The sequence below is a fragment of the Flavobacterium sp. genome (genome assembly GCF_004295795.1).
Taxonomy (GTDB): Bacteria; Bacteroidota; Bacteroidia; order Flavobacteriales; family Flavobacteriaceae; genus Flavobacterium.
Map to the genome: position 1 here is coordinate 72,825 of NZ_SEBR01000008.1, position 26,915 is coordinate 99,739.

Annotated in this window: 25 protein-coding genes; 17 read left to right on the top strand and 8 right to left on the bottom strand. The window is 45.6% G+C overall.

Annotation, left to right across the window (positions count from 1 at the left end):
• Positions 1-162: 162 nt before the first annotated feature.
• Positions 163-705 (bottom strand): hypothetical protein, encoded by a 543-nt coding sequence (locus EOO49_RS08760; RefSeq protein ID WP_290844737.1) that lies wholly within the window; start codon positions 703-705, stop codon positions 163-165.
• A gap of 1 nt (position 706) precedes the next feature.
• Positions 707-1,150 (bottom strand): hypothetical protein, encoded by a 444-nt coding sequence (locus tag EOO49_RS08765; RefSeq protein WP_290844738.1) that lies wholly within the window; start codon positions 1,148-1,150, stop codon positions 707-709.
• A gap of 279 nt (positions 1,151-1,429) precedes the next feature.
• On the opposite strand from EOO49_RS08765, the gene EOO49_RS08770 reads away from it, so the two are divergent.
• Entirely contained in the window at positions 1,430-2,605 is a 1,176-nt protein-coding gene (locus EOO49_RS08770; protein ID WP_290844740.1) for a T6SS immunity protein Tdi1 domain-containing protein, read from the top strand.
• A 436-nt stretch (positions 2,606-3,041) separates the two neighbouring features.
• On the opposite strand, the gene EOO49_RS08775 is transcribed toward EOO49_RS08770, so the two are convergent.
• Positions 3,042-3,572 (bottom strand): lipocalin family protein, encoded by a 531-nt coding sequence (locus EOO49_RS08775; RefSeq protein WP_290844742.1) that lies wholly within the window; start codon positions 3,570-3,572, stop codon positions 3,042-3,044.
• A gap of 134 nt (positions 3,573-3,706) precedes the next feature.
• Between EOO49_RS08775 and EOO49_RS08780 the strand changes: the two genes are divergently transcribed.
• The 4 genes from EOO49_RS08780 (at position 3,707) to EOO49_RS08795 (ending at position 5,608) form a co-directional block, all read left to right on the top strand.
• The gene (locus EOO49_RS08780; protein WP_290844744.1) at positions 3,707-4,039 is read left to right on the top strand and encodes a metalloregulator ArsR/SmtB family transcription factor; all 333 of its coding nucleotides are present in this window, start codon (positions 3,707-3,709) and stop codon (positions 4,037-4,039) included.
• Positions 4,040-4,049: 10 nt separating this feature from the next.
• Entirely contained in the window at positions 4,050-4,514 is a 465-nt protein-coding gene (locus tag EOO49_RS08785) for a DUF6428 family protein (RefSeq protein WP_290844746.1), read from the top strand.
• Positions 4,515-4,634: 120 nt separating this feature from the next.
• Positions 4,635-5,051, top strand: a complete 417-nt coding sequence (locus tag EOO49_RS08790; RefSeq protein WP_290844748.1) for an arsenate reductase ArsC — start codon at positions 4,635-4,637, stop codon at positions 5,049-5,051.
• A gap of 305 nt (positions 5,052-5,356) precedes the next feature.
• Positions 5,357-5,608 (top strand): hypothetical protein, encoded by a 252-nt coding sequence (locus EOO49_RS08795; protein WP_290844752.1) that lies wholly within the window; start codon positions 5,357-5,359, stop codon positions 5,606-5,608.
• A 137-nt stretch (positions 5,609-5,745) separates the two neighbouring features.
• On the opposite strand, the gene EOO49_RS08800 is transcribed toward EOO49_RS08795, so the two are convergent.
• The 4 genes from EOO49_RS08800 to EOO49_RS08815 form a co-directional block, all read right to left on the bottom strand.
• Complete coding sequence (locus EOO49_RS08800) at positions 5,746-6,324, bottom strand: hypothetical protein (protein WP_290844754.1); 579 nt, start codon at positions 6,322-6,324, stop codon at positions 5,746-5,748.
• 243 nt (positions 6,325-6,567) lie between these two features.
• Complete coding sequence (locus tag EOO49_RS08805; protein ID WP_290844755.1) at positions 6,568-7,017, bottom strand: response regulator; 450 nt, start codon at positions 7,015-7,017, stop codon at positions 6,568-6,570.
• Positions 7,018-7,298: 281 nt separating this feature from the next.
• Positions 7,299-7,784, bottom strand: a complete 486-nt coding sequence (locus tag EOO49_RS08810; protein WP_290844757.1) for a helix-turn-helix transcriptional regulator — start codon at positions 7,782-7,784, stop codon at positions 7,299-7,301.
• A gap of 210 nt (positions 7,785-7,994) precedes the next feature.
• Entirely contained in the window at positions 7,995-8,753 is a 759-nt protein-coding gene (locus EOO49_RS08815) for a LexA family transcriptional regulator (RefSeq protein ID WP_290844759.1), read from the bottom strand.
• Between the two features lie 87 nt (positions 8,754-8,840).
• Between EOO49_RS08815 and dinB the strand changes: the two genes are divergently transcribed.
• From dinB to EOO49_RS08845, 6 genes are all read left to right on the top strand, one after another.
• Positions 8,841-9,986, top strand: coding sequence for a DNA polymerase IV (gene dinB, locus EOO49_RS08820; RefSeq protein WP_290844761.1), 1,146 nt, complete (start codon positions 8,841-8,843; stop codon positions 9,984-9,986).
• Positions 9,987-9,989: 3 nt separating this feature from the next.
• Positions 9,990-13,067, top strand: coding sequence for a DNA polymerase III subunit alpha (dnaE, locus tag EOO49_RS08825; protein WP_290844763.1), 3,078 nt, complete (start codon positions 9,990-9,992; stop codon positions 13,065-13,067).
• A gap of 64 nt (positions 13,068-13,131) precedes the next feature.
• The gene (locus tag EOO49_RS08830; protein WP_366927237.1) at positions 13,132-13,806 is read left to right on the top strand and encodes an SOS response-associated peptidase; all 675 of its coding nucleotides are present in this window, start codon (positions 13,132-13,134) and stop codon (positions 13,804-13,806) included.
• Entirely contained in the window at positions 13,806-14,120 is a 315-nt protein-coding gene (locus EOO49_RS08835; RefSeq protein WP_290844767.1) for a hypothetical protein, read from the top strand. Before EOO49_RS08830 ends, EOO49_RS08835 begins: the two co-directional genes overlap by 1 nt.
• Entirely contained in the window at positions 14,120-14,743 is a 624-nt protein-coding gene (locus EOO49_RS08840) for an alpha-ketoglutarate-dependent dioxygenase AlkB (RefSeq protein WP_290844769.1), read from the top strand. The genes EOO49_RS08835 and EOO49_RS08840 overlap by 1 nt, the downstream gene beginning before the upstream one ends.
• Positions 14,744-14,917: 174 nt before the next feature.
• The gene (locus EOO49_RS08845; protein WP_290844771.1) at positions 14,918-15,754 is read left to right on the top strand and encodes an RteC domain-containing protein; all 837 of its coding nucleotides are present in this window, start codon (positions 14,918-14,920) and stop codon (positions 15,752-15,754) included.
• A 60-nt stretch (positions 15,755-15,814) separates the two neighbouring features.
• Here the strand turns inward: EOO49_RS08845 and EOO49_RS08850 are convergent, their stop codons facing one another.
• Positions 15,815-16,546 (bottom strand): hypothetical protein, encoded by a 732-nt coding sequence (locus tag EOO49_RS08850; RefSeq protein ID WP_290844773.1) that lies wholly within the window; start codon positions 16,544-16,546, stop codon positions 15,815-15,817.
• A 265-nt stretch (positions 16,547-16,811) separates the two neighbouring features.
• Here EOO49_RS08850 and EOO49_RS08855 point away from each other — a divergent pair, with 265 nt between their 5' ends.
• The 6 genes from EOO49_RS08855 to EOO49_RS08880 all read left to right on the top strand — a co-directional run bounded on the left by EOO49_RS08855 (position 16,812) and on the right by EOO49_RS08880 (position 26,850).
• Positions 16,812-18,563 carry an AraC family transcriptional regulator gene (locus tag EOO49_RS08855; protein ID WP_290844775.1) on the top strand — a complete coding sequence of 584 codons (1,752 nt, stop codon included), beginning with the start codon at positions 16,812-16,814 and terminating at the stop codon, positions 18,561-18,563.
• A 95-nt stretch (positions 18,564-18,658) separates the two neighbouring features.
• Positions 18,659-19,807, top strand: coding sequence for a membrane dipeptidase (locus EOO49_RS08860; RefSeq protein ID WP_290844777.1), 1,149 nt, complete (start codon positions 18,659-18,661; stop codon positions 19,805-19,807).
• A gap of 12 nt (positions 19,808-19,819) precedes the next feature.
• Positions 19,820-20,314 carry a GNAT family N-acetyltransferase gene (locus EOO49_RS08865; protein WP_290844779.1) on the top strand — a complete coding sequence of 165 codons (495 nt, stop codon included), beginning with the start codon at positions 19,820-19,822 and terminating at the stop codon, positions 20,312-20,314.
• Entirely contained in the window at positions 20,311-20,907 is a 597-nt protein-coding gene (locus tag EOO49_RS08870; protein WP_290844781.1) for a DNA-3-methyladenine glycosylase 2 family protein, read from the top strand. The genes EOO49_RS08865 and EOO49_RS08870 overlap by 4 nt, the downstream gene beginning before the upstream one ends.
• A 108-nt stretch (positions 20,908-21,015) precedes the next feature.
• Positions 21,016-23,463, top strand: coding sequence for a sodium-translocating pyrophosphatase (locus tag EOO49_RS08875; protein WP_290844783.1), 2,448 nt, complete (start codon positions 21,016-21,018; stop codon positions 23,461-23,463).
• Between the two features lie 126 nt (positions 23,464-23,589).
• Positions 23,590-26,850, top strand: coding sequence for a reprolysin-like metallopeptidase (locus tag EOO49_RS08880; protein WP_290844785.1), 3,261 nt, complete (start codon positions 23,590-23,592; stop codon positions 26,848-26,850).
• Positions 26,851-26,915 lie beyond the last annotated feature (65 nt).

Below are 26,915 nucleotides of genomic sequence, written 5' to 3' on the forward strand. Positions count from 1 at the left end.
TAACGAGAAACTAGAACTTAAATCGATAACGGATCGATGCAGGCGATTTTTTACTGCCTTTGAAAAATCTTATTCGAAAACCGCAATGTCCAACTCATCGACAGTAGCCAATAGTAGTACTAAAATGAAAACGGACTATAACCTGGCATTGAATTGACATATCTATTCGATGTAAAACGGATCCCATATTTTCCCGATGAAATCAAAATACGGCAAAATATAGTCATTTTCGTAAAGGCTGGCCGTTTTGTTTGTACAAACGACAGTCACAGGCTTGTCATTTTTTAGCGCTGCAAACTCATAATAATTCTGTTTTGAGATGTAGGTGTTTTCTATGGTTCGGATGTCCTTATATCCATGCTTGACCAATCGCGCCACGAGTTTTGCCTCGTCCTTTCCTTGCTTGCTTTTGTCGTACTTGGGGTTGTTGTATTCCGAAAAGGCGATATGCCAGCCTGCATACCGTTCATACAACTCGCGAAACGTCAATTTCTTGAAGTCGATTGCGAGAAAGCACCACGTGATCGGGCCTGTAAACCCAATATAGTAGTCGTCCCCAAAAGTAAACTCGACGAGATAACACGTCTCGATATGTTGCGTGATCCAGAACAACTCCTTTTGGTCGAGTAATCTAACCGTGTCCGGAGCGCGCCCAAATTCCAGCGGATGACTGACCCAGTCGACCATTTGCTGCACTGCATCCATATTAGCCCTGCAATATTTTTTCTGCTTTTTTCTTGTATCGCCCGTTTGGATATAATTTGAGGTAACCTTCGATCGCGGCAATATCCTTGTTTTGGTTATACTGCGCTTCAGAGGCTTCCCAGATATTGTCGTCCATCATTCCGGCCGTGTCGCCGTCCATCGCCATAGTGTAGCATTTGATCGCCTCGCCGTAATTGCCCAGGAAAAACCAACCGGCACCGGCCTGGCCCAGATAGAGACTTTTTTTGGCCGGATAGTCATCGGCCAAAGATTGATACATTTTGATCGATTCCGCATAGTTTTGGCTCGTCAACGCTTTCGATGCATCGCGCATGCGCTGGTTCTCATTGTCTTTCGCAGTGCTGCCCGCGATGACCTTGTCGTTGACGGCATCTGCATCGGCCAACGTCATTTTTTTCTTTCCGAAGAGTCCAAATAATCCCATTTCTTCTAAAATTTAAGTTGTTTTTTCTGTTTGGTGTCCGCCGCTAATATACATTTTCTTATGAAAGAAAATCATCTGCAAAATCCAGAACAAGGGATTCGGGAAAATCAAGTTGCCACTTGCAAATCAAAACTTTTTGTAATTTGACCCCCGAAGATAATACGATCTACGACGAGTTGATCCAGCCGATTATCGAGCAAACCAGTAGTAGAGGAAGCGCATGGAATAAACCCAAGATGCTGCCAGAAAAAAGTTGAGCTCTTACAAACTGAAACAAACATGATACACGAAAGTTTTATACAACGATTGGGAAGCCCGGAAACAGTCCGCAAGATAGATACCGCTGTTTTAAAAGAAAGATACGCCGCGCTCTTAGACTACTTTGAAGACAGTGATGTGCTTTTGGAATATTTAGACCACTATGGTGAAGCTGTTTTTAAAGACGGATTGTTATCGCTAACAAATCCCGAGGACTATGAGGCGTTATTGAAAAATTTCCCGAAGTTGAGTAGTCACCCCATCTTGCCTTTTGCCAGAACGGCCATGGGCAACTTTTACCTGATAGGTGAAATAGACGATGAGACTTGCATTGCCTTTTATAATATCCATACCGAAAGTTATCTGTATGTAAATGACGACTTCTCATTTTTCTTCAAGCGTCTGGCAGGCAATAAACCGAACATGGAAGACGAAGCCTACGGACTCATGGAGTTTCCCGCTCTCGAGAAATACGGACCGATAGGAATTGACGAATGCCTTACTTTCTTGCCGGCACTCCTTCACGGTGGCGCGGAAACTTTGGAAAATATCCAGAAAGTAAACCTCAAAGAAAATTTAGAAATACTCGCCAAACCACTTACGGATGCCGACGTAGAAACGAGACGCAAAAACGGGCATGGCATGAAATTGCTTATACAGGATGATGCAAAACACAACCTTCACCAAACCAGCTTTGGCGGATATCCCGTTCGCGAAGTCGGAGCTCCTTTTGAGTGGCCCAAGTGTGATTGCGGTGCCGAACTCCAGTATCAGGGCAAAATCAAGACCGACATCGGATACGAGCAGATCTTTATGTACAATTGTGAAGACTGGGGAGATCCGGAAATTCTCATCGTCGGTTCCGAAAACATAGAATTCGTCACCCCCGAAGATCCCATCGTTGCTTTAAGACAAACCGAAACCGGTGTGCAGGTAAACGAGGCAGATACCAACGATTATGAGTCGGCGCGCCTTCAACAATCGGCCAACCATAAAAGCGTACTAGGCCAGCAAAACGGACGCCCACACTGGATCCAAGGCGATGACACGCCCAAATGCGACTGCTGCAACAAAAAAATGCGCTTCGTTGCCCAACTCGAGGACGACCGGGATTCGGCCATGAATTTTGGAGGTGGTTGTGGCTATTTATTCGATTGCAAAGAGGGTAAAACGGCCAAGCTTATATCGCAAAACTAATCTGGTTTAGCGTCACTGGCCGAATTCTTGGTTTTAAAGGATTATGATTCCTCATCTGGAAATAAAAAATAGCTTCAAAGCATATTTGAATTCATATCGGGCAATGAGAGTAGATATACCGAAAGGGCATTTTCGCAGTCAGGGATCGAGTCAGAATTCCTGCGTTGGCGAGAGGCATTGTATTTTCTAAGGTTGACAGATGCGACCGGGAGAATCTTCCAGTCAAAATGCGTAGTAAAAAATTAGTCTATTACCGAAACTGTCTTCTAAAAGTTGATTTTACGGATAAAGTAACACTAAGTTTTGAACATGCTAGCCGAATCCCGGATTCGAAAAGCCTTAAACTTTTGGAGAAATAGGTAAGAAAGTTCTCACCCACTTCTCGAAATTTTTACAAAAAAGCACGGTGATCAGCCGGGCTTTTAAAATCTCAATTTTACTGTTTGGTGAGAACCATGGTCGTAGTGCCAAAGTCATCATCCTGCTCCGTGCGAGACAATGTATTTCCAGATCGCGTCAGTACCGTTGTCTCCCCTTGTACTACAACGCTGACCAAGTCACCGTTAACGGCGTACACACCATTTGCTGCCGGTGACGAGGTACACGTTGTTTGCCCCGTGGTCTGGTCAAATCCAAACTCTTCGGCATCCAACACGACAGTGCTGGAGTTTCCGAAAACCAAGGTGGTGTTGCCGTAGCAACCCGTTTCTGCGATAAGGTTAGTGCTAGCGGTTCCATCGCCGTTAAGGTCAATTGGCGTTGAAGTTGTAAGCGATGTCACCTTCCAGGTTCCTTGAAGTTTAGCACCAGATTTTGAATCGTCGTCGTTACAACTAACTGCCATGAGGGCCAAGCCCGCTACTAGAAAAACTTTTTTCATGATGATTGATGATTTAAATTCGAATGTGAGATGTGCACATACAAGTTTTGTTACACGAAAAAAGCGATAAGTATCTATGCTGTACATCTATAATTTCCATATGGTCATACTGGGTAAAATACATGAGGCTTGATGCTATATTTTTACCCAACTCCTAAATAGTAAGTCAAATCCCGAACGATAATCTAATTTATCGTAATATTGCAATATAAGAATCAAATATGGGCGCAAGTAAAACGGATCACTTTACGGAAAAGCAAAATCAGATCGCAACAATGATGAAAGCGCTGGGACATCCGGCAAGAATCGCGATAATGGAGTTCTTAATGACTGTTGACACATGCATATGTGGTGATATCGTCAATGTGCTGCCTCTCGCCCAGCCTACTGTTTCGCAACATCTTAAGGAACTGAAAAACGCGGGTTTGATAAAAGGTAGTATCGATGGAACTGCGATTTGCTACTGCATAGATGAAAAATCACTCGAAATTCTTCAGGAATATTTTAAAGGTATTTCTACTCACCTTCAAAGTGGAATAAAAAACTGTTGCTAAATCTTATGAAATGAAAGTATCACAAGTAAAGGCTGTATTGCCTGACATGGAAAATGTCCGCTTCAAACTTGAAGACGGTTCATTCGTTCCCGAGCATTTCCATGTGACAGAGGTAGGTATCATCACAAAAACGTTCATCGATTGCGGCGGCAAAATCCGCCGTGAGAAAACCGCAAATTTCCAGCTTTGGAACGCTGATGATTATGAGCATCGATTGAAGCCAAACAAACTCCTCGCAATCATTTCCCTTTCAGAAAAAATTCTCGAAATGGATGACTTGGAAATTGAGGTAGAATATCAATTAGCTACAATTGGAAAATACGATTTGCGATTCGACGGAGAAAACTTTCTGTTAGCGTCCAAGCAAACCGCATGTTTGGCCGTCGAGAACTGTGGCACATCTGTTTCTGAAGTGGAAATTCGTCGTCCGGAGAACGATAGCAATTGCTGTGCGCCTGATGGAACCTGCTGCTAAAAGGAATTTCTGGTTGAGACACAAGAAACCGATAGTGATTACTTCATCGGTCATAGTACTGCAATTCATTTTCGGGTGGGATCCTAAGTTTTTTATAATCAATATAATTTGGCTATTCGTATGAAAAAAATACTTGTCCTATGCACTGGAAATAGTTGCCGCAGTCAAATCGCGGAGGGTTATCTACGACATTTTGCGAACGGGAATGCCGAAATTTACAGCGCGGGTATTGAAACCCATGGCGTGAATCCTCGGGCAATCCAGGTTATGCAGTTCGATGGGATCGACATATCGTCACATACTTCAAATAACATAAATGAATATGTAAATCTTGAGTTTGACTATATCATTACAGTGTGCGACAATGCCAACGAAAATTGTCCGTTTTTTCCGGGCAAGGCAAAAAGATTCCATCAAAATTTTCCTGATCCAGCAAAAGCCCATGGAAGTGAATTGGAAATAAGAAAGGAATTTATCGCCGTAAGAGATATGATCAAGAATTTCTCAAGAGAATTTGTGAAGCAAAATTTGCAATGATCTGTAATCTAGCCGGCGCGAAAATTCTAGTGTAATCGTTATCCGCACGTCGCCAAATTGCATCAACTTTTCCATACCTTCGTTTGCGCTTGGCAGAAAAATTCTTTTTTGACTAGCTGGAAGGCAGTGGTAGGTTTGATATGCTTTTGGCCACCCCTGACCAATTACTTATCAACCTTCATCATTAATTTGTATTGGATTTGGAACTTAGATCAATTAGAACGTTTATTGGAGCTAAAGACTTTAAAACATCCCAATCTTTCTATAAGGACTTGGGTTTTACGGAAAATTTCATTTCCGAAAAAATGTCTTTGTTTACTTTCAATCACCTAAGCTTTTATCTTCAGGATTATTTCGTTCAGGACTGGCTTGACAACTCCATGGTGCTCGCTGAAGTGGATAGTGTCGAAGAGCAATGGATTTTCTTGAAAAAATTGGAACTAGACACCAAATATGCCGGCGTTCAATTGATTCCTATCCAACAAAACGATTGGGGAAAAGAATGTCTATTGATAGACCCATCTGGCGTACTTTGGCATTTCGCGGAATTCCAATGACTGTCCAGGCCATTTACCAAGTCAACAATGGTCGCTGCAAACGCGCACTTACCTCCCGATAAATCATCTTAAGTTCAAGGTTATATGATAGCAAGGCAAATTCTCGGAAATTAATGTTCGCAGAGTTTGCCCAACAGTTATTTCCGGATAGGTATCAGTGTCACCTTATCTAGATCAATCTCCTCCCTTTCTTCAAACAAAAAAGTGAATTGCTGTTTGGCCTTATAATAAACGTTTACTTTGTTTATGCCGTTGCGCAATGGTAGTCGAGGCGAACTGTCGAATAGTTTTTCCTCATCTGCCGCACGTTGTGCAATGCGATCTGAGACTACGGAATCCAATGTGACTGTTTGTTCGATATTCTTCTTGGCATAAATAGAAAGTATCAATTCGCGCATGCTGATATCTTCGTCGTTCGCAATATCGCCCTGCCCCCAAGCGTAGCACATCCGTGTGAATACACCGTGTGGAACAATTAGGACATTATCGTCTTCCTCTACATTTAGATAGTTGTATGACCTCAAAAGTTTCCATTTTCCCAAATCAATTTCAGAATCGTCAAACACAAAATTTAAATTTCCCACGGTTTCCTGTGTGGTAATAATGTGCACGAATCCTTTCAAAATCAGTTCTGACAGACCCTCAGGGTAATCGTAATTGAATTCCTTCTCACCATAGTATTTCTTGCACTTTGTCATATTGGCAAAAATCAGCACACCTTAGGTATTAAATCTTTCAATTGTCATCATCAGTAACGAATAAATAATAAGACGTTCCTATTAAAAAAAGCACAACAGTACATGCCGCGATTGGCATACCTCTAAGAATTTGTATGCAATGATAATAAATTTTGCATCACTAAGATTGATTCGGCGCTGACGTTTCTAAGTCAATGATTTTGCCCGCGCAACGCCTCAGACAACGTTATTTGACGAGCCCAAACAACTCATGAATCTTTTTTAAGCACTGAAACATCCGGGTATACCGAACATTGAAGAATCTTTAAACACAAAAGTGTTTTTTTGAGGCAAAAAGCCGTTCCAATCCTTTTCAATAGCAAATCGCACCGATTCTTTGAAAAGATTATAGTCTGAACTTTTGGGAATATAAAATGTGGCGCCCGACGACATGCTTTTTTCTATATGCTCTATCATTGTCGAAGTCGTGAACATAAAAACAGGAATATGGTCCCAGAGCTTCTCGGCGCGAATCATTTCTAAGATTTGAAGCCCATTATATAAGGGCATATTGATGTCGAGAAAAACAAAATCTGGATTGGCGGGTCGCCTTTTAAGATTTTCGATCAAGGCAAGGCCATTGTCGAACGTCATAACTTCTACATCGAGATCGGCTGCTATTTCCTGAAAAAATTCTAGGTCGTCTGCGTCGTCGTCTGCGTAAAATATCATAGGGTCAAGTAGTTTGCGCGTTGATTTATTGAGGATAGTCGCCAAAATTGCCATCGTCTGAAAAAGTCATTGATAAAAGAAGCCGTGACAAGTGGAGGTCACGGCTTGTTCAATTTGTAAGAACGTTGTTATTGTTTATCGAAAATAAGATTTTTCCCTCAAACTTCCAAGTGCGTTAATTAACAAATCCCGTAGGTTGTTTTGTCTACCTTGTAACCGTTATACCATATAACAAACACAGTTTTTGAAAGAAAAGTCCAAGCGTCATGTCTTGGGCTTTTTTATTTCTCCAATTTAGATGTTAGAAATTCGCGCTCTGCCGCTAGACATTCCCTTTTCAGATAAAGCTTTATCAAGGTGGTTTCATGATCGTTGGACGCGTACGATTTAAATTGGGAGGCAAAAGCTCGCATTTGTGCTGGGGAACTCTCTTGCCTGTTAGTTGACTCCGCTTCAAAATGCAAGGAAAGAGCCGCCCGTTTACTAACCTTATCACTCTTTCTTTCCATCGCTCCAATTTTTCTCTCAAGCAAAGCGCGTTGGTACTCGTTCTCGCGTAATAGTCCACCTACCGTAGTTTGATAAAGCTCGCCACTTATATCTTGGTTTCTTTGCCCTCGTGTTTGGGTTGCAAGTTTGGTTAATAAATCTGCCAAAAGCACCTTTGCATGCGCCGGAAGATCGCGTTTACCCAGTTCATACAATGAAAAATGCGAGCGGCTCACTTTTAACATCGCGGCCATTTCGCTTTGTGTAATGCCGAGCATAGATCGAGCTGAAGTTTGTTGCTGCCTCATAACATTAAGTTTGTAGCAATTTTAGAAATCGAAAACTTTTGCTCCAACTTTTGAAGCAAAAATTTTCGCGAGTAAAGATTGCTACACCTTTTTGATGGGAGGTACTTGCAAAGGTATCGATATGCAGCTTGCCTTGCCGAAGTTGCAGAAATTACTTTGACTTTTCTATCTTTCCCTCAATCAACTTTTTACGTCTCGGATCTCTTTGCGCAATACTTGGAACATCCCTTTTACGGTTTCAACGCTTAGGTCGTCCCGCTCGAACTCTTCGGTCTCGATGCTACAAACAAACTCCCAGACTTCGAGTATTTCAGAAAACTTTATCTCATAGTCCCCGTAGAGCAGATTGTTTGATTGCGCCAAAAATTTCGATTTGCCGATTTTTTCCAATCGCTTGTAGACAATTCCCTCACTTTTGGTAACGAGCACATACGTTTTTCCATCTTTTACCTCGGCAAGATTTTCCACATACCGCCCAACGATCAAGGACGAATCCTTGTGCGGCGGCATCGAGTCGCCACTTCCCGGAAATGCCCTGAATTTTCCCGACCGCAAAAACGGCAGCGATATGGTTTGCAACCCATCGATGAACTCGGGATCTGCGTAGCCACTCGCGTAACCCATGCGGGCTTTATGCGGAACAACCTCAATCAAATTTTCGCCGCTTTGGTCTGTCTTTATGGGTAACAAGAGCCTGTTGTCTTCGAGTTTTAGCAACTCGTCCAATTCGATTTTCCTTATATCGGCAGACAGCAGCAGGTCTATGCTCACATTGAAAAATCTTGAAATTCCTTTCAGTATATCGTAAGGTGCTTCTGACCGGCCGTCCTCGTACTTGGAATACCGTGCGCGCGAAATGCCGAGCCCTTCTGCCAATTTTTCTTGAGAGAGTTTCTTTTTGAGCCTCAAGCTCCTGATGTTGTCTGAAAATAAAGACATTGCGATATTGCTACAATTTGTATCAGCAAATATAAAAGTTTTTGCGACAACCTGTCCTAATTTTGCCTTGTACAAAAATGAATGAAGATGCAACGATCGATAGTACACATGGACTTGGACGCTTTTTTCGTATCCTGCGAGGTGCAGAGAGACAATAGATTATCAGGAATTCCGCTTATCATTGGTGGCGGTTCAGACCGCGGTGTGGTGGCTTCTTGCTCTTACGAAGCCCGAAAATTCGGGGTGCATTCGGCCATGCCGATGCGTCAGGCACTCTTTAGATGCCCGGACGCGAAAATCATCAAGGGTGATATGGATTTTTATTCGAAGATGTCAAACACAGTCACCGAAATAATCGAAGGTCAGGCACCGGTAATCGAAAAAGCGAGCATTGATGAATTTTATCTAGACGTGAGTGGGATGGATAAATTTTTCGGATGCTACAAATGGACGAATGAACTGGTAAAGACGATAACCCGGGAAACCGGATTACCGATGAGTTTTGCTCTTTCGGTCAACAAGACGGTTTCGAAAATCGGTACGGGAGAAAGCAAGCCAAAAGGACATATGGAAATCCCTTCGTCTTGCGTGAAGTCATTTTTGAATCCACTGCCAGTGTACAAAATACCAGGCGTGGGCGAGAAAACTTCCAACCTACTTTCGAGAACAGGCATACGAACGATTCACACATTGTCTGAAGTTCCTGTAGAAATGCTGCACCGCATGTTCGGCCAAAATGGAATTGAACTTTGGAAAAAGGCAAACGGCATCGACAACACGCCCGTGCAGCCTTATCGCGAGCAAAAATCCATATCGACCGAAAGAACTTTCGAACAAGATACAATTGACATCCGCATGGTGAAAGACATACTTACCGGAATGGTCGAGCGCCTTTGTTTCCAGTTGCGTTCGGAAGATTGGTTGGTGACCACCGTAACGATTCGGATACGCTATGCAAATTTCGATACCGAGACCAAACAGTGTAAAGTGCAAAGCACCTCTTGCGACCACGCGTTAATCAGGACTGTGATGCTGCTTTTTGATAAGCATTATAACCGTCGTATGCGGATACGTCTTGTGGGAGTGCGCTTTTCAGGACTGGTGCGTGGAAAATACCAAATCAACATTTTCGAGGATACAGCCGAAAAGATTTCCTTGTATCAGGCTATCGACAAGATCAAAAGAAGGTTCGGTTCTGACGCCGTAGGCCTTTGCAATGCTATGATAAACTAGATTATGTATCTCAATTGCCACTCTTATCACAGTCTGCGCCACGGTACGATCCCGATTGAAGGGCTCGTCGAGATGGCCCTTAAATACGACATTCCTGCTTTGGCATTAACCGATATAAACACGGTGACAGGCATCTACGACTTCGTAAAACTTTGCGAAAAAGCTGGCATAAAACCACTTGTCGGAATCGAGTTTCGTGTAGGCGGGAAATTGCTTTTCATCGGCCTTGCCAAAAACGCGAATGGCATTGCGGAAATGAACCGCCACTTGTCCCAGCACAATCTAGAGAAAGTTCCCGTTCCCGAACACGCGCCTGAATTTCAGGATACCGTAATCATCTACCCTGTCCAAAATGTTCCCAAAAATCTGCGCGAGTTCGAATATATTGGGATACGTGCCAATCAACTATCTCTTCTTTATTCTTGGAAATGGAAAAAAGTAAGGGACAAAATGGTGGCGCTGAACCCCGTGACTATTCGCTCAAAGCAGGAATACAATCTGCATCGCATTCTTCGGGCTATAGACAGCAATGTGATTCTTACGAAAATGGGAAAAGACGATTTGGCCGACGAATCAGAAAAAATGGTTTCCTATGATCAGATTTGCGACGCTTTTTCCGAACACCGCGATATCGTCTCAAGAACTTTATCTATCATTGACCAATGCGACTACGCCTTTAACTTTACATCTCCCAAGAACAAGAAGCACTTCACTCAAAACCAGCAGACCGATCTTGAATTACTAACGCGCCTGGCATTCGAAGGCAAGCAAAGACGGTACGGTGTTGATAATGCAGATGCGATCACACGCGTGAATAAGGAGCTTAAAGTGATAGACGATCTCGGGTTCAGCGGTTATTTTCTTATTACGTGGGATATTATCGAATACAGCAAAAGCAGAGGATTCATGCATGTTGGCCGTGGGTCTGGCGCTAATAGCATCGTGAGCTATTGCCTTGGCATCACCGATATTTGTCCCATAGAACTTGACTTGTATTTCGAGCGCTTTTTGAACTCGAGCCGTAAAAGCCCGCCTGACTTTGACATAGACTGGTCGTGGCAGGAGCGCGATTTCATACTTGAGTATATTTTCACCAAATATGGTCGTGACCACGTGGCTTTTTGCGGGACGAATGTCGAATTCAAATATCGGTCAATCTTTCGCGAACTTGGCAAAGTGTTTGGCTTGCCCAAAGAGGAAATTGACAAGCTGGCCAAATCACCCATATCAAAACATGACGACAGTGAACTCGTCAAGCTCATACATAAGTACGGCCAGCTGCTTGAAAAATTTCCCAACCAACGCAGCATGCACTCCTGTGGTATCCTGATTTCGGAAGAGCCTATTACCAACTATACCGCTCTTGAAATGCCTCCGAAAGGTTTTCCTATCGTGCAATTTGATATGCACGTAGCCGAAGATATAGGATTTGAGAAATTCGACATCCTTAGCCAGCGCGGATTGGGCACGATAAACGACACGGTAAAACTAATTGAAAAGAACAGAGGCATCAAAGTCGACATCTCCGATGTTGCCCTTTTCAAGAACGAACCCACCGCCAATGAATGGCTAAGCCGTGGTAAGACAATTGGTTGCTTTTACATTGAAAGTCCGGCCATGCGCGGATTGCTTCGTCGTCTCAAATGCGAAAATTACAAAGTCTTGGTAGCAGCCTCCTCCATTATCCGGCCAGGCGTGGCCATGAGCGGCATGATGCGGGAATATATCATAAGGCATAACCATCCCAACGAGTTCGAATATTTCCATCCCGTTTTTGAGCAGCAGTTAGGCGAAACCTATGGCGTAATGGTCTATCAGGAAGACGTGATAAAAATCGCGTTGCACTACGCAGGCCTCGAGCCCGCTTACGGTGATATCCTACGCCGCGCAATCAGTGGCAAGCAACGCTCGATGAAGGAACTCCAAATCGTGAAAGGACGGTTTTTCGAGTGCTGTGCAGAACGCGGACATCCTTTGCAGCTGAGCCAGGAAGTTTATCGACAAATTGAATCCTTTGCAGGCTATTCGTTTTGCAAAGCGCATTCGGCGTCTTATGCTGTAGAAAGCTACCAAAGCCTGTATTTGAAAGTTTACTATGGGATCGAATTCATGACGGCGGCTATTAACAATGGCGGCGGTTTCTATCGCACCGAAGTTTACATACACGAGGCGAGAATGTCAGGAGCCGAGGTGAAAATTCCATGTGTAAACCGCAGTTTGGTTCAGACCACGGTTTACGGAAGGGTAATTTATCTAGGGTTTATGCACCTAAAGAGCCTTGACGCCAAGACCGCCAATGTGATCGTGTGCGAGCGTGAAAGCAATGGCGACTTCGCATCGTTGGAGGATTTCGTGAAGCGCGTTCCCATTGGGATCGAGACACTACAGCTGCTGATATTCATCGGGGCTTTCAACTTTACCAAAAATAGCAAGAACGAACTTGCTTTGACGGCACGCTTGCTTTTAGGAACTGAACCGCCCACATCAAAATCGCTGACACTCCTCGAAGAGCCTGTCAAGGAATTCAACCTACCACAGCTTTCTCGATCAAAATTTGAGGACGCCTTTGATGAGATTGAGTTGCTCGATTTTCCTGTGTCCTGTTCCCCATTCGATATCCTGAAAACGAAATATCGCGGTGATGTAATGACAAAAGACCTATTACTTCATCATAAAAAACAAGTCAAGATGCTGGCCTATCTCATATCGAGAAAACAAGTTCCTACCGCCAGGGGCGATATGTACTTTGGTACTTGGATCGATGTTGAGGGGGAATATTTCGATACGGCCCATTTTGCCGACTGCCTTCAAAAATTTCCTTTTCAAGGCGGCGGCTGTTATTTACTGTTGGGGATGGTAGAAGTCGATTTCCATTTTCCAACCATCACAGTGACAAAGATGGCTAAAATGCCGTTCATAGCAGACCCACGTTACACTCATGATCACAAATTACAATACAAAACGCAATCCCAGATTCGGGAAGACCTGAGCTTAACTGAGCGAGCACCTTATCCGCAGGAGCATCAAATTGGTTTGCCTAGATATAGAATGCAACCCAACAACAGCGCTCAAAAAACTTAACAGTTCGATAAGAAAATTCGGAACGGTATTAGCATAATGCCGCTCACCATAAATACTTGAAAATATGTGCTATTACGTGGACAGAAGCAGTTCGATGGAAGATATTGAAACACGATACGGCGTCAAATATTACCAACCCCAATATTATGACAATAAACCACCTATGCCTTCAAAATTCATTCACGGTTTTGAACACCCGGGAATGCTCATCATAACCAATAAACGGCCTGATTTGGTGACGGTCGCCGAATGGGGACTTGTTCCGCACTGGGCAAAAGATCCGGAAGCTTTCCGTGAGAAAGCCAACACACTGAATGCCATGATTGAAACGATTGACGACAAGCCCTCGTTTCGCGATGCCGTAAATAACAGATGTCTTGTTGTTGTCGACAGTTTCTACGAGTACAAATGGCTCGATCCTAAAGGTAAAGAAAAGGAACCATACAAAATTCAGCTTGAGGGCGGTATGATGTTTTCATTGGCGGGAATCTTTTCGAGATTTACTGATCCCACTACCGGTCAACCGGTTGGGAGTGTTTCTCTTGTTACAACGAAAGCCAATCCTTTGATGGAAATAATACATAATTCAAAGAAAAGGATGCCATTGGTGCTTCGTCACGAAGAGGAACAAAGTTGGCTGTCAGGCGACCCGATGAAAAAATTTGAAAACCGTAATGAGATAAGTCTCTTGGCGGAACCAACCCAAAATTATTTAAGAACATTAAAACAAGCTAGTTAATGCTATTGGAAGGAAATACACTTGAGGAAAAAGCGAAGTGGCTATTTAAGATCACTGAAAATCTTGAAGATGCCCTCAACGATTATCAGGATCAGCATGAAGAATTTCCGCATATTTTCAAACCAGTCTGTGATATGCTATTCAAACACTGGAAGTTATTGGATCGCAATACTACTGACGGCCCTGCTGACGATTCGGCGTATCAGGAAGCAATCAATGATCTGATGGCGATTTACGTTCCCATGTACAACATATTTTTAAGCGAGCGCTACGGGTTTGTAGAAATTTCGAAGAAAACGGAGAGTGAAAACTGATGATGCTATTTAATGATACCGATCTTTTCACGGCTGGCACACGAGGGAAAATAAACTTTGACCTACCTGATGCCGAGGTGCGATTGGTCGACGGCTTTATCCCTAAAGACTTTGCCGATGAGATTTATGCCGAACTCCTGAACAATACGCCGTGGCGGGAATATCAGATGGAAATTTACGACAAAACCGTCACGGCACCAAGAATGATTGCTTGGTATGAAGATAAGCACAATCCCGGAGCTGATCAAGACGGACTTGATTGGACGCCTACGCTACTTCAGATTAAAGCAAGAGTTGAGCAGGAAACAAGTTTAAATTTCAACAGTGTTTTGTTGAACTTGTACCGCGACGGGAGGGATGGTGTTTCCTGGCACAGCGACCGCGAACATACGATTGGCCAAAATCCAACGATAGCTTCGGTCACTTTCGGCGAAACACGTTTGTTTCGATTACGTCACAAATCAAAAAAAGACCAAAAACAAATTGAGATTCCATTACACCACGGATCTTTTCTGTTGATGGTGGGCACCACAAATACGTTTTGGCAACATGAAGTGCCCAAGACCGCGAGGCAGGTGCTTCCGAGGATAAATCTTACGTTCCGGATTGCTCGGCGGGCGTAACTTTCATTGCATGAACTAAAGCCTAATGAAAGCAGCATAACACTTAGGTGTTTTCTAACAAGTATAAAACATATTAAAATAAGCAGTTTAACTAGTCAATTTGGAAATTGAATAGCACACTATTTGGAAATGTGACGTAGCGCAAATAGATTTGGTCGAACCAAACCAAACATCATGAAGCGTTTTTCCCAATCTTTAGAGCAGGAGATGGACGACCTTCTGCGTTCGATCCATTCAAACAAACACGAACCAATTGCCTTTTGCGTTCCGGCCATCACGGGCATGGCAGCACTTATCGATAGGCTCAAGACATTTGTGATCGATTATGAGTTCAAGGATTCGGCCGAGGAAATATTTCTTTTCAGGAATATCAAGCCGCTCTTTACCTCTCGCCTTATCTATTACCGCGAAGTTTATAAAGTGGAGCTTTCGATGCCTGTTGGTGATCGGGAAACCGAGCGTTCACACTACAAAAACGAGATGGACAAGTTAAAATCCTTTTTTGCACAGAATTTCGATTTTTACCGCTATTATCGAAGTGGTGCGACCGATATGGACGAAAAATATTTTCGGCGAGGTAAGGTAGATTTTCGGTTGGCACCAGATGTGGCGAGTATTCAGGCTGATTCCAGATTCAGTACTTCGCATGACTATGTACTTTCCCACCTATTGGCTAATGAGGATATCTGCCGCTATCTCGAAGGTCGGCTTTCAGCATTGGCAGACGGTAGCGAAAAATCGTCAAAAGCCTTGCGAGTCGTTACTTGGACGGGGTCTAAGGTCGCCTTGGTGGAGTTGCTTTATGCACTTCACGCCGAAGGTGTCCTTAACGGTGGTAACATAAATCTAAAAGATTTTGTGGATATATTTGAAGGGATGTTCAACATAAACCTTGGACAATACCATAAGACGTTCCTCGAAATACGCGAAAGGAAATCAGAAAGAGCGAAATTCCTGCAATCGTTGCGGGAAACATTCGTACAACGCATGGAAAGTACAGACGAACTTTAAATAGAAAAAGGCCGCCCCGGGCTAAAGGGACGACCTCTCTCGTTCAAAGGGTTATTGTTATCAGTTTTGGCCGGCAACCCCTGTAGCAAGCGCACGCGATGTAGCAACACAAACGTCGAATTCAGAGCCGGCCGCGCCCGCAGTGACGTGAGTCGTGATCAAATCCCATTCCGGGTCTTCTTTCTTCTTCGGCTTTTTGCGTTGACGGTATGTTGAATATCTTGTTATTGAAGATGTTGTCAGGATCACCTTCTTGTCAGTAAACGTCAAGATTGCATCAGCTAATGTTGCTGACTCGAACGTAATAATGTAATCGTAAACGGTTTGGTACTCCGTGGCTGACGCACAAAGAGGGACGACCGTATTAATAAAGTCTGCCAAAGTTGATTTTGCTTTTACACTTAGGTTCGCAGCGTTAGTAAAGGCCTCGACACATCCAATTGAGTTTGCCAGTGACGCATTTACTTCGGCAGTTGTCGTAGGTGTGTACGCGACGGTCTTCAAAGTCAAGAACTGTGAGTTCGATTCTGCAACAGCATTGACACGGGCGACAATATGAGCTGTCGAGGTGGGAAGAGAACTCGAGGCGTAATAATCTGTAAACAGGTTATCAAACAGCTGGCCGGAGTAATCGTACGGATTCAAGGTATTGCTAGCCGGGTGCAACTCAGTTTTTTGCATGGCTTCTTGGGTGAGAGAAAGATTGTTTTGTGGCGAAATATCAAAGCTTTCGTTATCGGACGAACAAGAGCAAATTAAAATCATAAATAGAATGAAGCTATTAAATTTCATGGTGATGGTTTTAGAAATACTGATTAGAAAATCAGTTCATTTCTCCCGGGGTAATCTGAACAAGTTTTGGGTTTGCAGTCCCTTTGAATTCAGGGCAAACGTACTGCCGCCCTAATAGCCTCGCAAACGTTAGCCTAGGCCATTTGCAAATTGACGATGGTCAATTTGCAAATTGACTATCAAGCAATTTGTAGTAAATTGCGTACAGATACCTTGTTCGTAGCTCTGTATCGACCCTTAAGACATCATGCCATAACTAACCGCCTTGCCAACCAAACAAACTAAAAATCCAATGCCTTCTTTTGGGCTATGGATTGCATCGTTACCTACAATGAAATACATTTTCATAATTTTTTCCGTGCTCTCGATCTACACATCGCGGGCCCAGGATAATTCTCGCTACACGCGATTTATCAACCAGTTTGACACAGCTTCAGGCCGCGAACAGAAACTTAGGTATGCCAGACTGTGGCGCGATCAGGCACGTCTTGATAGTAACAGGCTACAAGAAGTAGCTGCGCTGCGTGAGATTATGTATAACGACCGGCGCGAATTCCTCACGCAGTATTCCGATACGCTGCTTTTCGCGGCACTTCAGACAAAAAATAAAGCTATAATCGGACAGGCATACCTCACTAAGGGAATCGCGCATTATAGCAGGAATCAACATAATGACGCTCTTAATGCTTACCTCAAAGCAGATGAATACCTGTCGGATTCCGGTGCGAGGTATGACATTTACAAGCTCAAATATGGTATTGGGAACACAAAGTACTACCTCGGTTATTATCACGAAGCTATTGCATTATACAAACAGTGTCTCGAGCATTATCGTGATAAGGACGAACGCGGCTACCTCAATGCGATCTATTCGCTTAGCTTGAGCTATAACAGGTTGGGCGATTTCGAGCAATCGCGTGAGCTGAGTACCTTTGGTCTTAAGGAAGAGATACGACTGGGCTGCAGCAAGATGCATTGGTACTTAATATACTCAAATGGCGTAAACGATTTTTTTCTTGGCAAATACAAGACGTCAGTCGACCAATTGGAACAGTCAGCCCAATACTTAAAGGCAGCAGGCGACTATTCCAATCTGGCCGTGATTTGGTTTTATCTCGGAAAGTCGAATCTCGCCCTTAAAAACCAGGAAAAAGCCCTCGTCTATTTCAAAAAAGTAGATAGCTCGTTCCACGACACCCAATATATAAGGCCAGATCTTCGCCAAACTTATGACATCCTGATCGCGCATTACATCAGGAACAAGGATTTCAAAAGCGAAAACTACTATACGCGCCGTTCGAGAATTGTCGACAGTGTCCTAAACAGCGACTTCAAATATCTTGTGCCGAAAGTTGTCAAGGAGTACGACAATCGCGAATTAAACCGAAATTACCGGGATGCGCTTGAATCACAGGCCGTAAAAACGTACGCAATCATTGGGTTTTCCGTTCTGCTTATATACTTTTTTGTAAAGAATCGAAGACTTCGCGCCTATCGCAGGAATTACAGGAAATTGATGGATCAGCCGTTGGATACGTCCGTCCACGCGCCAAAATGCGATGACGCCGAAACAGTCATTTTAAAAAGCACTAAGTTAGTAGACAAGGAAATTTCGATTCAGGATATGCCGAAAATCGAAAAGGAGATCAGACCAGATGTCGTAGCAAAGGCACTCGTAAAATTGTCCTTATTCGAGTCGACCGAAAAATTCAGGGATAGTGGTCTTATGGCCAAAGACTTGGCTGACTTCATGGAAACCAATCTTACCTATGCGCAGCAAATCATCCAACAGCATCGAGGAATGAACAGCAAAGAGTATGTCCGGGATCTGAGGCTTCGGTATATCGTAAAAAAACTGCGAACGGAAAATCGTTATCGCAAATACACCGATGAAGCCTTGGCGGGTGAATGCGGATTTGGCTCAACCCAAAATTTTGCCCGTGCTTTCAAAGCCAAATATGAAATGCCTCCGCGGTTTTTCATAAGCCAACTTAAGAAGGATTTGGGCGAGGATTAGCAGGAGTTTACACAACTTCCGGTTTTCTGCCCAAAAGCAATTAAACCAAACCCAAAAATCGCCGTCCTAAAAAGAACCTCTTACAAACAGAATTAATGGAAAACCGAAACCCCGAATTTTCGCGCCGAAAATTTGTCAAAATCCTGGGTTCGTCAGGTGCGATGCTTGTGCTTAACCCCTATTTTTCGTGGACTTTGAACGAACAGGAAATCGATCCGAGAGTAATTGAGATCGTCAAGCGGACAATCGGTATCGACACTCATAACCACGTCGACGTTCCGCTCGTCACTTCACAACTTCCGGGGCCAAAAGTCGATTTGGCGGGCGAAATGAAAAAATCGGGATTGTCGGCCATCGCGATGACTTTTGCCGTCGATTACCAGAAACTCACCAAAGAAGGCGAGGCTTACGAACGTTTCCTCAACGGACTTTCGGCTGTGGACGCGATTCTCAAAGCCAACGGAATGAAGCGCGCACTGAATTTGCGAGACATCGAGAAAGCACACAAATCCCAAAAACCGACTGTAATCCAATCTGTCGAAGGCGGACATTTCCTGGAAGGCAAAATCGAACGGCTGCAAGTCGCATATGACCGCGGATTGCGCCATTTGGGTTTGTTGCACGACAACGACGCATCGGTGGTTTTGGGCGATATCTACACGAATCCCGTCAAACGCGAGGGCTTGACCCAGTTCGGATCGGACGTCATCCGCGAAAGCGAGAAACTCGGGATTCTCATCGATTTGGCGCATTGTGATGACGATACGGTAAATGCCGCGCTCAAAGTCGCCAAAAATCCTGTCCTGATCTCACACACCGGCTTGGACACGCGTCTTGGCCAGAACGAGAATTTCGCCAAGATGATGAAACCGCGTCTCATCGCGAAAGAACAGGCGAAGATCGTCGCGGACAAAGGCGGAGTGATTGGCGTGTGGACACATTTGGCCGAAAACCCGACCGTATTCGCAGACAATGTCCGCGCGATGGTAGATGTCGTTGGCGTCGAACACGTCTCGATTGGCACAGATACCAAAATGACGCCGGCCTATCACGCGCCAGACAGCAATTTCAAAAATCAGGGCGAAAGAGCCGGCGAGCGCACGAATTCGGCTTGGGAGAAAAGCAACGGCGGCTTTTACTACACGGTCGTCGAGGCGTTGCTCAAAGCTGGTTTCAACGAACCCGAAATCGCCAAAATAGGCGGTGGCAACTATTGCCGACTTTTCGATGCGGCCACAAAATAGTATCTTCGGGTCATGCAAATACGTCCCGCTAAACCAACTGAAGTAAATGCCGTTCTAGAAGTAATTGAGCAAGCGCGACAAATCATGCGCGAATCGGGCAATTTGACGCAGTGGAGCAACGGTTATCCGTCGGCGGAAATCATTTTGAACGACATCAATTCGGGAACAGGTTTTGTCTGCGAAAGCGAAAATAGGCTCGTCGGTTATTTTTGTTTCATGAAAGGCGAAAATCCAGATGCGAATTACGACGTGATCGAGAACGGAAGTTGGCTCAACGACAAACCATATGGCGTAATCCATCGTCTGGCATCGGCGAGAACCGTGAGCGGAATCGCCAAGGCTGCGTTTGAATTCGCGTTCGGCCAAATCCCGAACATCCGCGTCGACACACATCACGAGAACGTTCCGATGCAGAATTTCCTTCGCAAGAACGGCTTCGACCATTGCGGTGTGATTTACGTGAGTGACGGCACGCCAAGGGACGCTTTCCAAAAGATCGTCCAATGAAAGACATGCTCGAAATCCTGTCACAAAAAGATCCGATCCTTAAATCGGTGATCGAAAAGTATGGAAATCCCGTCGTCCAGGTGCGCGAACAAGGATTTGCCGCGATGGTCCACATCATTCTCGAGCAACAGGTTTCGATCGCATCCGCGAAAGCGACTTATGTGAAAATGGCAGCATATTTCACCGAAATCACACCCGAAAAAATGTTGGCCGCAACCGATGAGGAATTTCGTGCCTTGGGCGTTTCCCGACAAAAGACGTCCTATATAAAAGACATGACGAGCCGCGTCGTTTCCAAGATTTTGGATTTTGAATCGCTTTCGGGAAAATCGGCAGAAGAAGTCACTCAGGAATTGCTGGCCATAAAAGGTGTCGGCGTTTGGACAGTCGAGGTTTACTTGATGTTTTGCCTGCAATTTCCAGATGTGATTCCGTTTGGCGACATTGCCATCAGGAAGGCGATCCAGGAATTGTACGACGTCCATGAAATCGAAAAAATGGCCGAACTTGCCCGGAACTGGGCGCCTTTTCGCTCGCTCGCGTCGTTTATTTTATGGCAACATTACCTCGGAAAGCGAAATCGTTTGCAGTAAGTATATTAAATTGAAATCTTGTTAGTTATAAAATGGCGTTTTGTCGCTTGAGGTTTTAAAAAATCCTTATTTTAGACGCCGTTAAAAAAAGTATAAATAAACAAGAATATGACAGAATTTGTGATTTACGTGCCTATAGCGATGGCCTTGCTTGGGCTTTTGTTCATGTCGGCCAAACGCGCCTGGGTTTTGAAACAAGACGCCGGCGACGGGAAGATGAAAGAGATTTCAGATTTCATTTACGAGGGCGCACTTGCCTTCCTCAAAGCAGAATATCGCCTTTTGGCATTTTTCGTAGTCGGAGCCAGCGTCGCGCTCGCGGGAATTTCCTATATCGTTCCGACCACGCATATTTTGATTGTCGTCGCCTTTGTTTTCGGGGCGATTTTTTCGGCTCTTGCCGGAAATATGGGAATGAAGATTGCCACAAAAACCAATGTGAGAACGACTCAGGCCGCGCGCACGAGTTTGCCACAAGCGCTGAAGGTCTCTTTTGGAGGCGGGACAGTAATGGGATTGGGCGTTGCAGGTCTTGCCGTTCTTGGCTTGACGGGCTTTTTCATCTTTTTCTTCCACTTTTTCATGGACGGCGTCTGGGAATCGAAAGTCATCGACGGAATCACCAAAACACCATCTGAATTGATGACGATCGTTCTCGAAACGTTGGCCGGATTCTCTCTCGGAGCCGAATCGATTGCCTTGTTCGCACGCGTAGGAGGTGGAATTTACACCAAAGCTGCCGACGTCGGAGCCGATCTTGTAGGTAAAGTCGAAGCCGGAATTCCGGAAGACGATCCGCGCAACCCGGCGACAATCGCTGATAACGTGGGCGATAACGTAGGTGACGTAGCCGGAATGGGTGCCGATTTGTTCGGATCTTATGTCGCAACGGTACTTGCCGCGATGGTTTTGGGTAACTACGTGATCAAGGATATGGACGGGAAAATCAACGACGCCTTCGGAGGAATCGGACCAATTTTGCTTCCTATGACGATCGCAGGTTTCGGAATCCTTTTCTCGATCATCGGAACGATGTTGGTAAAAATCAAAGACAACAACGCCAAGGAAAAACAAGTTCAGGGCGCGCTCAACGTAGGAAACTGGGTTTCTATCGTGTTGACTGCGATCTGTTGTTTCTTCCTCGTAAAATACATGTTGCCCGAAAATATGAAAATGACATTCTTTGGGGAAGGTTTGCAAACCATTTCCTCGATGCGCGTTTTCTATGCGACACTTGTTGGACTTTTCGTGGGCGGAGCCATTTCATCGGTAACCGAATATTATACAGGTTTGGGAACGAAGCCGGTTTTGGCGATCGTGCAGAAATCGTCAACCGGAGCCGGAACCAACGTGATCGCTGGTTTGGCAACGGGAATGATCTCGACTTTCCCGACGGTTTTGCTTTTCGCGGCCGCAATTTGGGGATCGTACGCTTTGGCTGGTTTCTACGGAGTTGCGCTTGCCGCTTCGGCAATGATGGCAACCACGGCGATGCAATTGGCGATCGACGCGTTCGGACCGATTTCTGACAACGCCGGTGGAATCGCCGAAATGAGTGAGCTTCCGAAAGAAGTGCGCACAAGGACGGATATTTTGGACTCTGTCGGAAACACGACTGCCGCGACCGGAAAAGGTTTCGCGATCGCGTCGGCAGCATTGACTTCATTGGCACTTTTCGCGGCTTATGTAACATTCACGGGAATCGACGGAATCAACATTTTCAAGGCTCCGGTCTTGGCGATGTTGTTCGTGGGTGGCATGATTCCGGTGGTTTTCTCGGCTTTGGCGATGAATTCCGTAGGAAAAGCGGCGATGGACATGGTTTACGAAGTGCGCCGTCAGTTCAAGGAAATTCCGGGAATCATGGAAGGAACGGGAAAACCGGAATACGGAAAATGCGTTGAAATCTCAACAAAAGCGGCTTTGCGCGAAATGATGTTGCCGGGCGTTTTGACTATCGGTTTCCCAATCGCGATCGTGATTATCGGGAAATTGGTTTACGGAGAAAACAATCAGCTTATTGCCGAAATGCTTGGTGGCTACATGGCCGGAGTTACGGTTTCAGGCGTGCTTTGGGCCGTTTTCCAAAACAATGCCGGAGGCGCTTGGGACAACGCGAAGAAGTCGTTCGAGGCTGGCGTGATGATCAACGGCGAAATGACTTACAAAGGTTCTGACGCCCATAAGGCGGCGGTTACGGGAGATACTGTCGGTGATCCCTTCAAAGATACTTCTGGTCCGTCGATGAACATCTTGATCAAATTGACTTGCCTTGTCGGATTGGTTATTGCCCCGATTTTGGGCGGCCACAGCGGCGCGACCGAAATCACTGCTGAAGAAGCGGCGTCGATCGAAGTGATCGCTCCGTCATCGGACACATCGGCATCGACCAACAAAGAAGTGTCCATCGAAAAAACAAAAGCGGTAGACGGCACAGTTACGGCCATCGTCAAGATGTCGAGCACATCGGGAGACGAAACTCCGGTGACTTCCGAAACGACTTTTAAAGGAACCGAGGCCGAAGTTCAGGCCAAAATCGATTCCATCACAAGGTAAAATCACGACTATCTGATAAACAAAGACGTCCGGATTGGGCGTCTTTTTTATTTGGAACAAGTCCACGGCTTTATGTAAGCCAATCACTATATTTGAGTAGAAAAAAACTTTAACAACACTACTTTAATGAAAAGAATTCTATCCATTCTGCTTTTGTCGGGATGCGTGTTTTCGGGTATTGCCCAAACCGAGAAATCGTGGAAGGCAAGTACGAACCGAAACGTGAAAACGCAAAAAGCTGTCGCCCGACAGTCGTTCCCAAAAGATTTCCAGCTATTTGAACTCAACGATGTGGCCTTGCGCCAAGCGTTGCAAACCGCCCCGCAACGCGATTTTTCCAAGAAAGTCGCAGGTGTCGTGATCTCGCTTCCAAATGCCGATGGAAATCTCGAGCGTTTCGAAGTGCTTGAAGCCTCGAATTTCGAACCGGCTTTGCAGGCACAGTTTCCGCAAATCCGCGCTTATGTCGGGAAAGGTCTTGACGACAAATCGGCCGTGCTTCGCATGAGTTCCGATACGAAAGGATTCAGTACGATGGTTTTCCGCACCGGACAAAAAACCGAATTCATGGAACCGTATTCCGAGGATGCAAAAACGTATGCCGTATTCCGCTCGTCTCGCGAGAAAGGCGCACTTCCGTGGAATTGCTCTACAGAAGATGTGGCGATCGCATCGGACGCAAGCCGACAGCTGCAACTGCCGAATGCCCCGAATTCAAACACAGGGGAATTGTTGACTTTCAGGCTTGCGATGTCCTGCAACGCAGAATATACGACTTTCCACGGCGGAACAGTTCCATTGGCACTTGCGGCAATCAACAACTCCATCACTCGTGTGAACGGTGTTTTCGAGACTGATTTCGCGATCCACATGTCGATCATAGCCAATACGACTGCCGTGATTTACACCAACGCGGCAACCGATCCTTACACGACGATGGCCAACTGGAACAACCAATTGCAGACGACACTTACCAACAATATCGGTGAAGCCAATTACGATGTCGGACACATGTTCGGAGCATCCGGAGGTGGCGGAAATGCAGGTTGTATCGGATGCGTCTGCCTTACCGGAAAAGGGCGCGGTATCACGTCTCCGGCCGATGGCATTCCGCAAGGCGACAATTTCGACATCGATTATGTCGCGCATGAACTCGGTCACCAATTCGGAGCCAACCACACGTTCTCGATGAGCGTCGAAGGAACAGGTGTGAACGTAGAACCAGGTTCGGGTTCAACCATCATGGGTTACGCCGGAATCACGGGCCAGGATCTGCAAGCGCATTCTGACGATTATTTCGTCTACGCAAGCATCAAGCAAGTGCAGGACAACATGGTCACCAAGACTTGTCCGGTTCGCACGACTTTGTCAAACAACGCTCCGGTAGTCAACGCCGGACTCGATTACGCGATTCCGAAAAGCACGCCATTCATCCTTACGGGATCGGCTACAGATGCGAACGGTGACGTTTTGAGCTATTGTTGGGAACAGAACGATTCGGCCACTTCACAAACAGGTGGTGCAAGTTTGGCTTCTCCTACAAAAACGGCCGGTCCGAACTTCCGATCTTTCGATCCTGTGGCGACTCCGGTTCGATACATGCCGCGTTTGAACACGGTTTTGGCCAACACACTTACCACAAGTCTCAACGGATTCAATCAGGAAGCCGCGAGTTCTGTCGCAAGAACGCTAAATTTCGTACTGACGGCTCGCGATGTGGCCACAGGCGTAGGACAAACAGGTTCTGACGCAACTACAATTACGGTAAACGCAACTGCCGGACCGTTTTTGGTAACGTCTCCAAACACAGCGGTTTCACTCATCGCAGGATCCAACCAGATCGTGACTTGGGATGTTGCGGGAACGACGGCCAATAATGTGAACACAGCTTTTGTAGACATTTTCCTTTCTACCGACGGAGGTTTGACCTATCCGATCCAAATCGCATCCCAAGTGCCAAACGACGGATCGGAAACGGTAACAATCCCAAATAATCCGGGAACGACGAACCGCATCATGGTAAAAGGATACAACCACATTTTCTACGACATTTCGAACATGAACTTTACGATTACGGCCGCGCCTTCGACTTTATCGGTTGCCTATTCACCGGCTTCCGGCGGACAAAACAAATCGGCTTGTTCGGGCTCGGACGCGACTTACACGATTTCTTACGCCGCTTTGGGCGGATTCTCGGCAACGACGACTTTCACCGCAACAGGTTTGCCTGCCGGAGCGACTGCCACGTTTTCGCCAACTGCTGTTTCGGCTAGCGGAGATGTGACTTTGACAATCGGAAACACCGCGGCTGCAACGCCCGGTACTTACCCGATTGTCGTTACGGCCACTTCCGGTGCGACGACCAAAACCGTTCCGCTTTACCTGCAATTGTTCAGCGCCGGATTCTCTGGCGCGACTTTGACGGCTCCGGCCAATAATGCAACGGCTCAAAACACAACCGTGAGCCTGACTTGGGGCGCAGATGCGAACGCGACTTCCTATGATATAGAAGTGGCGACAGATGCGGCTTTCACAACGGTAGTAATTTCGGCGACAGTAACAGGAACGACTTATTCGGCAACGGGATTGTTGGAAGGCACGAACTATTTTTGGAGAGTGCGTCCCAAAAACCCATCATGTTCTGGCGTTTTCGGATCAGCATTCGCGTTCCAGACCGGGCAAATTATCTGCAATACGGCCGCTTCGACGAACGTTCCGCTTACAATCGCTGCAACCGGTGCGCCAACCGTCAATTCGACCTTGGCAATCGCCAGCGGCGTGACGATTTCAGACGTGAACGTATCAGTAAATATCACGCACACTTACGTAGGCGATTTGACGCTGACCTTGATCAGTCCGACCGGCGTTCAAGTACCTTTGGCCGTGGGACAATGCGGTGAAGGACAGAACATCAACGTGACTTTCGACGATTCAGGAGCGAATTTCATTTGTGGCGCTTCACCCGCAATTTCGGGAACTCTGAAACCTTCGAGCCCGCTTTCGGTCTTGAACGGATCCAATTCTGCCGGAACCTGGACATTGCGCGTGGCCGACGGATTCAACCTCGACGGAGGCACCTTGAACTCGTGGAGCCTGAACGTATGTTCGGTTCAAGCTTTGGGCGTGGCCGACCGCGATCTATCCGATTTTGCCATCTATCCGAATCCGAACAACGGTACTTTCAACATCAGATTTACACCTAATGCTTCTTCGGACATCCAAATCGACGTTCACGACATCCGCGGACGCCAAATCTTGAAAAAGAACTACCAAAACAATGGATTGTTTGACGAAAACCTTCAGCTTGACGGTGCGTCGGCAGGAATTTACCTCGTGACCGTACAAAACGGAAGCGCGAAAGAAACCCGCAAGATCGTCGTCCGATAAACGAAAATGAAAAGAAAGGAAGCCCTGCACCCGCGGGGCTTTTTTTATTGCCGAAATCTTGGTTT